Origin of the sequence: Kitasatospora kazusensis, from assembly GCF_039529945.1 — a bacterium.
Taxonomy (GTDB): Bacteria; Actinomycetota; Actinomycetes; order Streptomycetales; family Streptomycetaceae; genus Kitasatospora; species Kitasatospora kazusensis.
This window is the reverse complement of the sequence record NZ_BAAANT010000047.1, coordinates 1-13,416: the sequence shown is the minus strand read 5'-3', so window position 1 is coordinate 13,416 and position 13,416 is coordinate 1. Positions and strand designations below refer to the sequence as shown.

Sequence of the window (13,416 nt, the reverse complement as noted above, 5' to 3'; positions counted from 1 at the left end):
GCGCACCGGGGTGGTGCGCGGGACGTCGGGGATCCGAGGGCTGTGGTGCTCGGATCTGGGTCCACTTTTCAGCAGGGTGAGGAGCTTGATGTATCGGTGGGTGTCACATGCGGCGGCTGTAGCGGCCGAACGCGAGCTGCCAGGCTTCGTGCTGCGCGTACTCGATGAGCAGACCGGATCGCCGATGGGCCTGAGTGGCGAGGCACTCCACCACGCCGGCTGCGGCGCCGTCGAGGAGGGTGTCGGCCACCGAGGGACCTGGCCAGCGCCACGTGGTCCGGGTCTGGGTGACTTCGCTGCGATGCGTTTGTCGAACTGCCTGGCGAAGGCGCGGAACTCGCGGATGCTGCTCCGGGCTTCCCGGAGCAGTTGCAGGCGCTCCTCGCCGAGCCCGTGGTCCTTGAACTCGCTGATGACGTCGTCCATGTGCCGCTGGGTCGCGCGGCGGGCTGCGGCCATGGCTTCGAGCTTCTCGGGGCCGGTGATGAAGCCGAAGGCCTGCGCCTTGTCCGCGGGGAGGTCAAGCCAGATGGGGAGGGAGGAGTCGCTCTCGAACTCGTGGTTCCAGTCGACGAGGACGGCCTCGATGAAGCCGGTGACGGTGTCGGGCTGCAGGGCGGCGGCTGCCCGGGTCAGTGGCTCGATGCCTGGACCGGCTCCCAGCCGGTGCCAGGGCAGCGCAGCAGGGGCCACACTGCCTGCCTGCTGCTGTGGGGGAAGGCCAGCGCCCGGCCCTCGGCCACCCAGGTCGCGTACGGCTCGGGTAGTGGTCCTCGGCTCGCGGGGGCGTGGGCGTGCCAGGTGGCGGGGGTGCGCAGCAGCCAGCCGGGCCGGGGCATCGTGCGCTTGGTGTTGGTGTCCTCGCGGCTGATCAGCCAGTCCTCGAAGTCCTGCAGGTCGACGCGGCGGTGGGCCCGCCACACGGCGGTGCCGCCGCGTCCGGTCCAGTCGTAGCCGGTGGTTTCTTCCGAGGTGGCGGCCGGGTCCTGGGCGTGGAGTGCGTCCTGGTACTGCTCGTGCCACTCCTCGCCCTGGGTGTGGAGCAGTTGTTCGCCGGTTTTGGCGTCGGGGCCGGTGAGGAGGTGTCGGGCGAGGCGGGCGGCTGCCCGGAAGCGTTCTGGGGAGTGCCAGGCCTCCTCCTCCTCCAGGGCCTCGGCTGTCAGGAGCAGGTGCCGCTGTTCGGCGGTGCGGCTGTCGTGCGGTGGTGCCTCGTCCAGCCACGCCATGTTGATGCGGAGGTGTTCGGCCTCGGTCAGGAGGATCCTCTCCGGTGTGGTGCTGGTGACTGCGGTGGTCAGCCGCCACAGGCCGAGCGCTGCGCGGTGGCGCAGCAGCGGGAGCAGGCCGGTCAGGAAGTCGTCGGTGAAGGGCTCGGTGCGCGCGATGGCGGTCATGACCGCGTCGGTGAGCCTTCGGCTCTGGTAGTCGCTGTGGGCGCGCTCGTGCTGGCCGGGCAGTGTCAGCGAGACGGAGCGGGCCCGTTCCAGCAGGGCGGCGGGGGCGCGCAGCCGCACGGGTGTGTCGTGTCTGGGGTCGTTGCGCCAGCGTGGTGGTGGCGGGTAGCGCAGCACGGTCGAGATGTGGGTCAGACGGTCGTCGGGGTCGAGCTTTTGCTGTGCTTCGACGTGCTCGGCGAGCAGTTGGCGGAGCGTCTCGTCTCGTGAAGTGCCGCGATGCGATGCGACGGCGGCCAGGGCGTCGAGTGCGCAGTGCGGTAGCCGGACGTTGGTCTCGGTGTGGGCGGGCACTCGGCCAGTATCGGGCCGGGGACGGGGCGCTGGCGTCGGGAGAGCGGACATGGGTGCTCTCGTGTGGAAGGGGCTGCGGTGGCGGGGGCGTGGCGGGTAGATTCGCCGAGGTGTCTGGTGTCCGTAGCCGGTGCGGGCTCTGGGTGTGCTGCTTGTTGGGGCTCGGTCAGGCCGTGTTGTCGCTGGGGGAGGGCTACGTTGGGTGTCGACCGTGGGGTATTGGGCCCGTACGTCGGGTTCGACGGGCTGCCGCCGCTGCACGCCCGGGAGGTGGGTCTGCCGCTGGCCCACCCGTACGGGCAGGTCGTGCAGGGGCGGTCCGTCACGCCGGGTGGTGGCCGTCTGACCGTCGAGGAGGGGTCCGAGCACCACCGCATCACGCTGGATCACCTGGGCTGCGACGCGCAGGCGACGCCGGAGAAGCACGAGGCGTTCAAGCAGCTCGCGCTCGCGGCGGAGGCGCACTGCCTGCTCGCCGGTTGTCGGCATCCTGCCCGGTTCGCATCCGGCAACGTCCACCGGTGCTTCGAGTTCCCCCAGGGCGCCATCGAGCTGCGGGTGTTCGTGCGGGCCTTGCTCTGCGTCGAGTTGGGCGATCACACGCTGCTCGACCGGCTCGTGGCGGCCGCCGCCGAGGCCGCAGGCCCTGTCCGCCCCGCACAGGCCCGGGGCTGAGCCGAGGACCTGCTTCTGGGGCGCCCTGCAGCAGCCGGTGAGCCCCAGGGACGAGGTCCCCGGCGCGGCCCTGCGGGGCGGTCTGGTGCGGCCCGAGGATGTCGAGAGCGGGAGAAGCTCAGGTCTCCATCTGCTGCACCTGCCCCGCGAGGGCGTGCAGCGCCTGCGCGGCGGAGGGCAGCCGCATCCTGGCCCACGGAGTCAGCGGCCATTGCCGGTCCAGCTCCCAACCGTCGGTGGCGGCCCGATGGACCTCTGCGGTGAACGACACCTCTCTGCCCAGGAAAACGGCGCAGAGGATGGTTCGCCGGCCGCCGGGGTGGACGATGATGAAGTTCAGCTCACCGTCGGTCTCGAAGCCGTCGGGGTCGACCTGGGGCAACTCGTAGGACCCGAGCAGGATGGGACCATCCGGGTCTCCGAGGCGGTATTCGCGGGCGCCGTCCGGTGAACCAACGCTCGCCGCGAGGGACCCGGCGGCCCGGATCATGATGCGTCGGGTCTCGGCCCGGTCACGGTCGCCTTCGTCTTGGGGGCCCCAGCCTCTGCGGAGCCCTTCGTTGCGGGTGATCGGGGTCGGGCTGCCGGCCAGCCAGACATCGAGTTCCCGGGCGAAGTCGCCGATCGTGATCCGGTCGCTGGTCTCGTACCGGGTGGCGGCCTCCAGCAGGTGCTCCAGGGAGTGGACGGCGTCGGGGTCGCCGAGCCAGTGGTCGTAGAGGTGGCACTCCTCCGTCCCGGCGCGGAACGTGCCGGGCAGCGGCATGTCCCGTCCCGGATGCAGGAACACGGCGAAGGTCTGGGCAAGCGAGTAGACGTCGGCGTGCCGGCCCGTCTCCTCCTGGGCCATGGCGCGCATCTCGGGGGCCATGAACCACATCGGCCCCAGCTTCTCTCCTTCAGCGGTCTGGCCCGGCTCGGCCCAGTAGGCGATGCCAAAGTCGGCCAGGACCGGGCCGCCGCCATACCAGAACAGGTTGTCCGGTTTGATGTCACGGTGATAGATACCGCGCGCAGCCAGGCCGGCCAAAGTCTGCGCCACGACCAGGATGTGGCCGGCTATCTGCTGCAGGGTCACCGCCTCGGCGACGACGTCCGCAAGCATGCCGGCCCGGGGCATCACGTACCAGGCCGGTTCGGCCCCGGTGTCGATGTCGAGGACGGGCAGGACGCCCGCGGTGCCCTGCAGGGTCAGCTCGCGCATCTGCTGCGCCTCGCTGTGGAAGCGATGGCCGCGCTTGTGGTCCGACTTGTAGGCGCGGAACTTCAGGACCGCCTCGGCGCCGCTCTCCCCCGCCTGCCGTGCCTCGCGGACGAATTGCTTCTGGGGATCGGCGGACAGCGGCCCGAGGTTGGTCCACCCCGGCACGTGTGTGGTGTAGTTGGGCACGGGAGCAGGCTAGCTACGCCGTGCACCGGCCGGGACCGTTTCCGGCCATGTGACGAGCTGGCAACCAGTCAACCGTGCGGGTAGCCGGAGCCTGCTGCCCGCACGGGCCGGCGCGTCGTGCGCGGGGCCTTCGCCGACACACCGGATGCCGGCCCGGGACCGCACGGGCCCTCGCCGGTAACCGAGGCCTGCAAGGCGGGGTGGGCGCCGGTCTTGGGCGGACGGTGCCGAACGCGGACGGTGCGCGAGTGAACGCCGGCGTGCCGAGCCCTCTACGGGGCTCAGGGGCGGTGGTGCGTGGACGTACAGCCGTCAGGGGTTCGAGCGGGTCTGGGCGGGACTCACGCTGCCTCTACCGGTCCGCCCTCAGCCCGGGGGTGCTCCCTGCCGGCTGGCCCGGCCAGCGTCTGCAGGCAGGCCCGGGCCTGCGCCAGGATGGAAGTGGCGCAGCGCAGGTGGCGGTTGACGACGGGCAGGAGTGTGCCGCGGAAGCGGTCCGCGGTCCGCAGCTCGGTGGCGGCCCGTTCCAGCAGGTCCCCGACTCGGTGGATGCCGTGGCCCCGGTGACTGGTGCGGTACTCCCCGCGAGAGCCGCGGTGGTGTGCGCGAGCTCGCCGATACCGGGGTCTTCGACCGGTTCCGCGCCGAAGAGCACCAGCGCGTCCGCCAGTTCCGCCAGCAGATCGTCCCTGCGTCCCACCCACCAGATGCTCACGCTGTGATCATGCCCCAGCGTGGGGCGCGCCAGGCCGCGAATGAGTCAGTTCGTCCTCCCTGACGGGCCGTAAGGGGGTCCCTGCCGCCGGGCAGATGTGGACCAGGAACAGCTGCGCGCCGTGGTGAGGGCCTCGGGGTGCCAACCTGTAGGCCCGCATTCGGAATGCCCCGTTCCACGGTGATGACCTGCACGTCGTCCAACCGTCTCATTCAAGAGCCATGCCAACCTGTCTAAGGATCTTGTCCCTTCGGCTCTGGCTGGGAGCTGCCGTGGGAGCTTCGGCTGCCCGGCCATTTGTGGCCGGTTGTTTGACCTGGACCCTGGGAACACTTGTCGCCAGCATGAGCGGCGGGCACCGAGTCGCGGTGCCCCCCGCGTAGGCCCCGGGAAGCTTGGCAGCCCGGTAGTTCGGGTACCAAGTCGCCGACGTGGCCCCACACGGGCGCCGTGACACAGAGGAGGACTGGCATGTCCGACGGCTTACCGAATACAGGTCGGAGCGACGCCGCAGGCGTGGCGACGGGCGGCACGCCTGGAGCACCAGGTGCTGCCGTGTCCCACGAGAGCTCGACAGGTGTGGATGCCGAGCAGCGTCCGTCCCGCGGGTCGGCCAGGGTGCGCTGGCGGTGGCTGACTGCTGGCGCGGCGACGGTCTGCCTGGTGCTGGCGGCAGTTGGCTGGCGGGTATGGCCGGGCCATCAGGGGAAGAGCCCCGCGCGCCTGGTGGTGGGAACGGTGCAAGCGGAATTGCTGTCTCCGCAGCAGGCCAGCGTGCTGGCCGGTGTCTCCTTGGGGCCGGGCGCCACGTCGCACGAACCGCCCCCGGCGATTGCTGCCGTACCGTCGTCGTGTGCCGTGGCGGTTGGGCCGGTGACGCGGACGGTCTACGGGAACGGGTGGAGCGCCTTCCTGTCCGCGACGTACCAGGACGCCGAGGGCACGGGCAGCTATACAGTGAGCCAGGCCATCGGGGTGTTCCCGGACAACGGCAAGGCCGCCGGGGCGCTCAAAGTACTGACTGATGGGCTCGGCCGGTGCCCGTCCTCCTCCCGCACTGACGGCGCGGGGCGCACGTCGAAGTGGGCCTACAAGACCTACGAACCTACGCCGGTCGCGGTCGCCTGGACCGCGACGCAGGACGGCGGAGGGGGGTGGGCCTGCTACCGCCAGGCTCGGCTGAAGGGCCCGGCGTTGCTCCAGGTCGCCGTGTGCGAAGCGGGCGACGGCCAGGCGGTGGCATCGAAGATCGCAGACGGCTTCGCGGGCAAGGTCAGCGGATGAGCGGCGGCGCACGGGGCAGGACAGCCACTCGTGAACCGGTGGCCCGCCGGCGTACTGCTTGCCTGCTCTCTCTGACGCTCATCGCGGTGCTCTGGTCAGCCGTGAACCCGACGGCACAAGCCGTTGCCGACACGGTGGCCCCACCGGCAGCAATTCAGCGCGGAAGTGCCGACCTCGTCGGGCAGATGCCGCAGATCAGCTCGTTCATGACTACGCTGCCTTCCGAAATCTCGTCGTACAACCAGCGGGTCACGGCCAACCGGCAGCAGGAGAAGGACCTGGAGGCTGAGAACCAGTCGCTCACCCAGCAGGCCAGCGCGACCAACGCGGAGGAATCGGCCGTCCTCAGTGAGGAAACCGCCCTTGGGCAGAAGGCCAACGACCTGACTGCCAAACAGGCCACCCTGAACGCCAGGATCGACGCGCACAATGCCAACCCGGTCGGGTCCCAGGCGTACAACAGCGAAGCGGACGAGCTGAATGGCGAGGTGAGCCAGCTGGACGCCTTGGCAGGCTCCATCGGAGCCGAGCAGACCCAGCTTGATGCCAGGGCCTCCTCCCTCGCCGCGCAGGAGAGCAACCTCAACACGGCCATGGCCGCACACCGGCAGAAGGACAGCGCGCGGCAGAGCGAGGAGCTGCAGCTGGAAGCCATGGGCCAGCAGCTCCTCCAAGAGATCGCGGAAGCCCTCCAGGGCCTCGCCGTCGATGGGAGTCCGCAGGCGGCGGTGGCCTCCATGGCCCAGGGCGGAGACGCCGCCCGCCCGCAGCCGCAGGCCGACCCAGTCGCCGGAACCCATGGGGTTGACAGCCAGGGTGGCGACACCCCGACCAGCCGGCCGCAGCGGGCAGCCATCCAGGAGTACGCGAAGCGCACCGGCGCCACCGTCGAAACCGGACCCGGAACGGCCTACCTCACACCGGCGGCGATCGCAGCGCTGCCCCCTGCTCAGGCGTCGCAACTCGGCACCCCCACCGACACCTACGACGCGCTGGTCCGCGAGACTGACGGCACCTACACGGCCTTGAAGGTCCTGGACCCTGGTGCGGTCGCGTCGCCCCGTCAGACCATCTTCAGCGCCGCCGCCAGGCGGACGGGAACGGAGAAGAAGAACGGCGGCATGGCGACAGTGATCGTCGCGGGCAAGCGCATGACCGTCAAGCAGTTCGTTGCCTTCCCCGGGGCATCCCCCCTTCCGGCCGGCGGAACCGCGTCCGCGCCGCCGTCCCCGAACTCCAAGGCCGACTGTCTGAAGAACATGCCGACCGGAGCGCGCCTCAACGGCGCTGGCGGCGGCTGGATCCTCAACACCGGCGACCCGGTCCCGGCGCGCAACAAACTGACCCCTCCGCCCACGGCAGCGGCAGTGGCGACACGGCCCGGCACCCGGGCTGGTCCGGCCACGGCATGCCTCGCTGCCCCACTCGGCAAAGGCAGCGCCGCCACAAAGTCGAAGAGCGTCACCGGCTACTGGGACGCCCAGGCCCAGGCCCCCGGTGTCGACCTCGCCCGCTGCCACCTGATCGCAGACCTCCTGGGCGGGCAAGGGTGGTACGAGGCTGACTGGACGAACCTCTTCCTCTGCTACCAAGTGGGGCTCAACACCAGCGCGGGAAGCATGCGCAGCTACGAAGACGAAGTCGACCTCAAGGTGAAGGACCTTGCCCGGACGAGCCCGGGAGCGGCAGTCCTCTACAAAGTGGCGCCAAAGTACGATCATCCGCCAACCAGCACGATTCCCAGTGGCGTCACCATCAGCGCCGAGATCCAGTACCCGGACGGGACGATCTACCCCCTGTTCTACGGGGTCAGTCTGCTCAACCTGAAGGAGACCAGGGGCCCGAACCTGGGCAACTGACGCTGCAGGAGGCTCCCTGCGCCGAGGTGGGTTATCAGGGCGGCAGCGTGGTGCTGATGGCCTACCCGGCCGGCGAACTGGCATGCCGGTGGCTGTGGTCGTCGTCGTGGGCACTGAGCCGGTCCGCATACGGCCGGGCGGCGGCATGAACCTCCTCGCGGAGGTCGGTCAGCCGCATCCGGTGTCCGCACCGGCCTCGGATGGCCAGCACCGCGGCCAGCAGCTGCGCATCGGTGCTGGGCAGGGGCAGCGACACCGCGTAGCTCAACAGCGTGCGGGCCGCCTGGCCTTGGGCGGCGGTCAGCAGGTACGGCAGTTGCTGTGGGCTTCCCGGTGGGGCGGGGCTGGCGTGGCTGGGGCTGGATGCGGGATTGGGCATGCTACGTCCAACGCCCGCCCCGGGCAGAGCGTCACTGCCTGCCTCCGTCTGGAGTAGTCCCCCGGCGGCGGCGGTCGGCTCGGGTTCGCGATCTCTTCGGGTGGCCGCCGGATGGGGCTCGGGCGTGCGCCTGCCGGTCGTGAACGAGGGAGACCCACTGTGGGGCCGGTTACGGGCCGGTCCTCTCCTGGGCCACGATCCCCGTCACGGCCAGGCCCGCCAGCTCGCGGTTCAACCGGACCACCAGCACAGACTCCAGTGCCTGTACTTGTCGGCGCCACGCCTGGCTGTGGCAGGCGACCCGCAGCCTGCCCTGGTCGTCGATGCCGAGCGGTACCACGGCAGCCGCGACGTCCGGCCCGACCGCCGACCGCCATCGCCCGGACAGCTCCGCGAAGTCCATGCTCCGGTCCTCCTTCCTGTTCGCGGGGGTGGTTCACACCGGCCGGCCGGCGGCCTTCAGGATCCGCACGCACGGGCTGTCGTCGGTCCCTTCCCCGTCCCCGCGCTGGTCCTGCAGGTACCACTGCTGGTACGGGCCGCGCGCGTAGGTGGGCGCCTTCGGGATCCCCGAGGTGCCGTGCTCGACCGGACTGTTGTGCTTCACCGTCGCCGTGTCCGGCGGCTCCTGGGCGATCTTCGAGTTCGTGCTGGCGGGGTGGCGCTCGATGCACAGCCATTCCGCCCGGCGGTGCAGGGGGGGCGTGCGTCGGCACGACGCTGCCGGTCTGGATCGCCTCTTGCCGCGCGGCCCGGAACTCGTGGTCGAACAGGGCCCGGGCGGTGCGTGCAGGCGGTTCACTGCGGCGCGCAGCGCCGCCTCGGTGGTGGCCGGCTGTACGAAGAGCGGCTCGTTGCTGGCGTGCTCCGTCTGAGCGGACACCGTCTTGTCTCTTCAACCGTCGCCGGCACCTGCCCGCAGCCTACCGCCGGCAACGGGGGCGGCCAGTGCTGTCGGCAGTACCTCCCGCTGGGCGGCTCTGCGAGCGGGGTTCAGGTGCTGGTGGTGCTCGGCAACTGGACGTCAGTGAGAAGCGATCCGGCCCGCGCGGGTAACCGGGGTGGTGCCGTCGGACTTCATCCGCGGCGAGTCCTCGCTTACGCCGAACGGACCGTCCAGCGGGTGGCTTCGTATGTGAGGTCGGGCTCCACTTATCAGTCAGTTCTGACTCCGCCTCCTACCCCTGGGCCCCTCGTTGTGTAAGCGAGATTTGACTCCACCTGCCGGCGTCGGACGCTCGGCCGGGGTGCCCCGGGATGGGCACCGAATGTGGATGATCGGGCCCCGTTCGAGGAAGTGTGCGCTGTGCTGGCGGGGCCGGGTTCGAGCCTGCGTCGGTCGGCCGGCGAGAAACGCGGTATCGGTGCAGGTAGCCAAGCATTTAGCCTGTGGCGCATGCATCAGCCCCGAAGACGCGACAGGCGCCTGGGCCGCCGTGTGCCGGCGGAGACGGCCCAGCGCCAGGCGTTCCGGCTCACGACAGTGGACGCTGATGTAGTCCTGGTTGGCTACTTCTCCGCTAAGCAGAAGGACTTCGAAACGCTCATGTCGTCGGCCGCCACAGAACTGGCAGCGCGCGGCGCTCGGGTCGCCGTGCAGATTGTGCAACGACGAGGCGTCTCGGATGGCGGGGCCCAGAAGATGGCTCTGCCCTACTCCTCGCGGACCTTGCTGAGTTATGGAAAAGTCCGCGAGGTAGCTCAGGCCTGCGACCAGGCCAAGGCTGACGCAGTGGTCTTCGTTACCTCCTTGACCGAGCGCCAGCAGCGCACGCTGACCGCCATGCTTGGCCGTCCCGCCATGAGCCTTTCCGACATCCTCGTTGCCGATTGACCGCTCACTCGAAGCAGCTTTTGAAGCAGGCCCCGTCGCGGCGCCAGGTGCCGGTCTCCATTGCGGTCGCCGGTGTGCCGCCGCGCGGACCGGGGCGGGCGTTTGCCGCAGTATGCGGACCTGGACACGCTGTTCGCCCTGCGCGACGCGCTCACCTTGGACCTGGAGACGGCGCGGCTGGGTCAGCCGCCGGCCCCGCAGCCAGATCACCACGGGGCCATGGATCCGGGTCGTCGCCTTCGGTGGGCCGGAAGCAGCGGTCACCGCTGTCGTTGCCTCCCCGGTGGACTCCAGCCTTCTACGCGGCCCCGGTAGCGTGGGCGCATGGTGAATCTCGCACAGCCGCAGTTGTCCGGATTGGGCCGGAACCCGGCCGCCCCGGTCGGGATCCTGGTGCGCCTGGCCGCGCACCAGGCCGGCCGGCACGGGCTGACGATGCGCGAGGGCCGGCTGCCGGATGCGGTGGCCGAGGCGCTGCTCGCCCACGGCGGCAGCGACTCGGCGGTGCTGCTGCACAGAAGGCGGGTCTCCCCGGCGATACGCCGCACGATCGCCGGACATCCCGACCCGGCGGTCCGCAACGCCTTTGCGGACTTCGTCCAGTTGATGGTGAAGCGCGGCGTCGCGTTGGGCATCGGGGACCTGGTCGAGGTCTACGGACAGGAGCCGGAGCAGCTGGCCGCCGCCCCGGATGTGAAACTGCGTGCGGCCGTCGCGCAGGCCTGGAGGGATCGGCCGATGGCCGTGCAGCGGGCGCTGCTCACCGACCCGGACCCCAGGGTGCGGGCTGCGGCCACGCGAGGCCGGCATCCGGGTGTCCCGCCCGAGTACTACGAGCGCTGCCTGGCCGACCCTGCCGTCCGGGCCAACATCGCGCGTCGGCTTCCCTTGTCCCCCGACCAGTTCGAGCGGCTGCTCGCCACCGGGGAGAAGGACGTGCTGGACTCCGTGGCCGGCAACCCGCACCTGAGCGCCGACATGGTGGAGCGGCTGCGGGACAGCGCGAGCCCGTTCGTGCGGGTCGCGGTCGCCTACAGCCGCCACACCGCACCCACGGACCGCGACCGGCTGCTGGCCATGGTCCGGGCCGAGGAAGCCGCCGGCAGTATCGACGCCGAGATCGCCCTCCACTGGTCCCGTGAGCCCGACTGGCTGCGGGCCGCGCCACTGACCGAGCGCCTGAAGCATCTGCAGAGCCCGCATACGGCGTTCCGGCGAATCGTGGCAACCGGCCGCGACCTGCCAGATCGTTCCTGGCGACTGCTGGACGAGGACCCGGACGTCACTGTCCGGCGCACCGCCGCCCGCCGCCCCGACACCCCGCCCCAGACCCTGCTGCGGCTGCTCCGCGACCACGGGGAGAACCCCAAGGTGCGCCCCCTGCTCGTCGAGCACCCCAACTTCCCACGCCAGGAGCTGCGCGGCCTCGCGCACGACCCGAACCCCCAAACCCGCGCACACGCCCTGGAAGACCCCGGACTCCCCCTGCCCCAGCTGCGGGCCCTCGCCGCCTGCGAGGAGTCCTTCCTGCGAGCCGGGGCCGCCCGCCACCCCGGTGCCACCGAAGACCTCCTGGAGCAGTTGCTGGCCGACCCCGACCCCGGGGTCGCCGACGACGCGGCAGCCAACCCCGCGCTGCCACCGTCCCGCATGGATCGCATCATCACCGAGGCCGGCCTCTGACCACAGCTCAGGAGCCGGCGAGCTCCGCGGGTCTCCACGGTATCGGTGACGGACGGCTCTCCGCCGCCCGCCGCTGAACCCCATCAAAGAAGTTCCCACCGCTCACTGGGCTCTGTCCCGTAATCGGTGGTAACGAAGGGTGACGGCCGTCGTTGGCATGATGTGCGCGATGTCAATGAGCTTGTGAATGTGGTGTTTTCGGGACTCTCAGCCCTCGTCATCGAGGGTGTGACAGACGAGGGCGAGGTCATCAGGGTATCGGCGCGGACCCGGGACGATCCGGTGCCGTGCCCGGTGTGCGGGGAGCCGACCGGGCGGGTGCACAGCTTCCACGGGCGGGTGGTCGCGGACGTGCCGGTGGACGGACGGCGGGTCGTGGCGTCGGTGCGGGTCCGGCGCCTGGCCTGTCCGGTGCTCGGCTGCCCGAGGCAGACGTTCCGCGAGCAGGTTCCGGGCGTCGTGGAACGCTACCAGCGTCGCACCAACCGTCTGGCCGACCAACTCGGCTTCATCGTCAAGGAGTTAGCGGGCCGGGCGGGCGCCCGACTCTCCCGCTCGCTGGCCTGCGCGATCTCCCGCTCGACCGCCCTGCGCACGCTCATGCGCAGGGCGGCACCGCCGCTGCGCGTCCCGCGCGTGCTCGGCATCGACGACTTCGCCCTCAAGCGCCGGCACCGCTACGCAACAGTGATCATCGACGCCGAGACCGGCGAGCGGATCGACGTCCTGCCCGACCGCACCGCCCAGACCCTGGCCGCGTGGCTGCGCGAGCACCCCGGGGCCGAATACGTCTGCCGCGACGGCTCCGCCTCCTACGGCGAGGCGATCCGCCAGGCTCCCCGAAGCCGTGCAGGTCAGCGACAGATGGCACCTGTGGAGCAACCTGTGCGGCAAGGTCCTGGCCGAGGTCCGCTCCCACGCCGCCTGCTGGGCCACCGCTGTGAACCCCGCCCGGCCCGGGAGCGTACGCGAGCAGACCACCCGCGAACGCTGGCAGCGGGTCCACCACCTGCTCGACCAGGGCGTCGGCCTGCTCGAATGCGCCCGCCGCCTCGATGTCGCCCTGAACACCGTCAAGCGCTACGCCCGCATGAAGGAGCCCACCACAGAGCGCCGCGCACCCCGCTACAAGCCCACGCTCGTCGACCCCTACCGCGACCACCTGCGTCGGCGCCGGGCCGAGGACCCTGCGGTACCCGTCACCCACCTCCTGCGCGAGATCAAGGAGCTGGGCTACACCGGCAGCGCGAACCTCCTGGTCCGCTACATCACCCAGGGTCGCGCCGAGGGCGATAAACCGGTCACCACCCCGCAGCGTTTCGCCCGTCTCCTGCTCACCCGCCCTGAGAACCTGCGCGACAAGGACACCGCACTACTGCACGAACTCACCAAAGCCTGCCCCGAGATGACCGAACTCGCCCGCCTCACCAGCGAGTTCGCCCAGCTACTGACCCCAGCGGAGGGCAACGACGTCAAGCTCACCGACTGGATCACCACGGTTCGTGCCGCCGACCTGCCCCACCTGCACTCCTTCGCGAACGGCCTCGAACTCGACCGCGCCGCCGTCAACGCCGGACTCACCCTCCCGTACCACAACGGCCGCACCGAGGGCGTCAACACACGGACCAAGCGGATCATGAGGCAGATGCACGGCCGAGCCGGGTTCCCCCTGCTCCGCCACCGCATCCTCCTCCGCTGATCACTACACAGCGCTACCACCGATTACGGGACAGAGCCCGGTGACCGGTGTATCTCCCGATCAAGGAAGAGCACCTGATGAGCGACGTGATCGCCTCGGTTGAGGCGGTTGAAGAGGTCCGGCCGGGGCCGGTCGCGCCGGTGGTGAAGC

11 protein-coding genes and 1 pseudogene are annotated in these 13,416 nt (G+C 70.6%); 6 read left to right on the top strand and 6 right to left on the bottom strand.

Annotated elements, in window-relative coordinates:
• Window positions 1–103: 103 nt before the first annotated feature.
• Together ABD330_RS27615 and ABD330_RS27610 are read right to left on the bottom strand one after the other, a co-directional pair.
• Window positions 104–250, bottom strand: coding sequence for a hypothetical protein (locus ABD330_RS27615; protein WP_344468727.1), 147 nt, complete (start codon window positions 248–250; stop codon window positions 104–106).
• A 382-nt stretch (window positions 251–632) separates the two neighbouring features.
• A complete protein-coding gene (locus tag ABD330_RS27610) occupies window positions 633–1,748 on the bottom strand; it encodes a hypothetical protein (protein WP_344468726.1) in 1,116 nt (371 codons plus the stop codon).
• Between the two features lie 198 nt (window positions 1,749–1,946).
• Here ABD330_RS27610 and ABD330_RS27605 point away from each other — a divergent pair, with 198 nt between their 5' ends.
• Window positions 1,947–2,423, top strand: a complete 477-nt coding sequence (locus tag ABD330_RS27605) for a DUF6420 family protein (protein WP_344468725.1) — start codon at window positions 1,947–1,949, stop codon at window positions 2,421–2,423.
• A 118-nt stretch (window positions 2,424–2,541) separates the two neighbouring features.
• On the opposite strand, the gene ABD330_RS27600 is transcribed toward ABD330_RS27605, so the two are convergent.
• Entirely contained in the window at window positions 2,542–3,813 is a 1,272-nt protein-coding gene (locus tag ABD330_RS27600) for a protein kinase domain-containing protein (protein ID WP_344468724.1), read from the bottom strand.
• 1,270 nt (window positions 3,814–5,083) lie between these two features.
• Here ABD330_RS27600 and ABD330_RS27595 point away from each other — a divergent pair.
• Both ABD330_RS27595 and ABD330_RS27590 read left to right on the top strand, forming a co-directional pair.
• Window positions 5,084–5,812, top strand: a complete 729-nt coding sequence (locus ABD330_RS27595; RefSeq protein WP_344468723.1) for a sensor domain-containing protein — start codon at window positions 5,084–5,086, stop codon at window positions 5,810–5,812.
• Window positions 5,813–5,898: 86 nt separating this feature from the next.
• Window positions 5,899–7,671 (top strand): DNA/RNA non-specific endonuclease, encoded by a 1,773-nt coding sequence (locus tag ABD330_RS27590; RefSeq protein WP_344468722.1) that lies wholly within the window; start codon window positions 5,899–5,901, stop codon window positions 7,669–7,671.
• A 61-nt stretch (window positions 7,672–7,732) separates the two neighbouring features.
• On the opposite strand, the gene ABD330_RS27585 is transcribed toward ABD330_RS27590, so the two are convergent.
• The 3 genes from ABD330_RS27585 to ABD330_RS27575 form a co-directional block, all read right to left on the bottom strand.
• Window positions 7,733–8,050: a hypothetical protein gene (locus tag ABD330_RS27585; RefSeq protein ID WP_344468721.1), complete on the bottom strand. Its 318-nt coding sequence runs from the start codon at window positions 8,048–8,050 to the stop codon at window positions 7,733–7,735.
• 169 nt (window positions 8,051–8,219) lie between these two features.
• A complete protein-coding gene (locus ABD330_RS27580) occupies window positions 8,220–8,453 on the bottom strand; it encodes a DciA family protein (protein WP_344468720.1) in 234 nt (77 codons plus the stop codon).
• A gap of 33 nt (window positions 8,454–8,486) precedes the next feature.
• Window positions 8,487–8,933 carry a hypothetical protein gene (locus tag ABD330_RS27575; RefSeq protein ID WP_344468719.1) on the bottom strand — a complete coding sequence of 149 codons (447 nt, stop codon included), beginning with the start codon at window positions 8,931–8,933 and terminating at the stop codon, window positions 8,487–8,489.
• Window positions 8,934–9,446: 513 nt separating this feature from the next.
• Between ABD330_RS27575 and ABD330_RS27570 the strand changes: the two genes are divergently transcribed.
• The 3 genes and pseudogenes from ABD330_RS27570 (at window position 9,447) to ABD330_RS27560 (ending at window position 13,266) form a co-directional block, all read left to right on the top strand.
• A complete protein-coding gene (locus tag ABD330_RS27570; RefSeq protein WP_344468718.1) occupies window positions 9,447–9,884 on the top strand; it encodes an HflX-like GTP-binding protein in 438 nt (145 codons plus the stop codon).
• Between the two features lie 324 nt (window positions 9,885–10,208).
• Window positions 10,209–11,567: a hypothetical protein gene (locus ABD330_RS27565; protein ID WP_344468717.1), complete on the top strand. Its 1,359-nt coding sequence runs from the start codon at window positions 10,209–10,211 to the stop codon at window positions 11,565–11,567.
• A gap of 162 nt (window positions 11,568–11,729) precedes the next feature.
• Window positions 11,730–13,266, top strand: a pseudogene (locus ABD330_RS27560) (ISL3 family transposase).
• Window positions 13,267–13,416: the final 150 nt, after the last annotated feature.

Excerpts from the sequence above, each read along its gene's own strand:
- ABD330_RS27570 (WP_344468718.1), top strand. The coding sequence starts at position 9,447 with ATGCATCAGCCCCGAAGACGCGACAGGCGCCTGGGCCGCCGTGTGCCG.
- ABD330_RS27565 (WP_344468717.1), top strand. The coding sequence starts at position 10,209 with ATGGTGAATCTCGCACAGCCGCAGTTGTCCGGATTGGGCCGGAACCCG.
- ABD330_RS27585 (WP_344468721.1), bottom strand. The coding sequence starts at position 8,050 with ATGCCCAATCCCGCATCCAGCCCCAGCCACGCCAGCCCCGCCCCACCG.
- ABD330_RS27580 (WP_344468720.1), bottom strand. The coding sequence starts at position 8,453 with ATGGACTTCGCGGAGCTGTCCGGGCGATGGCGGTCGGCGGTCGGGCCG.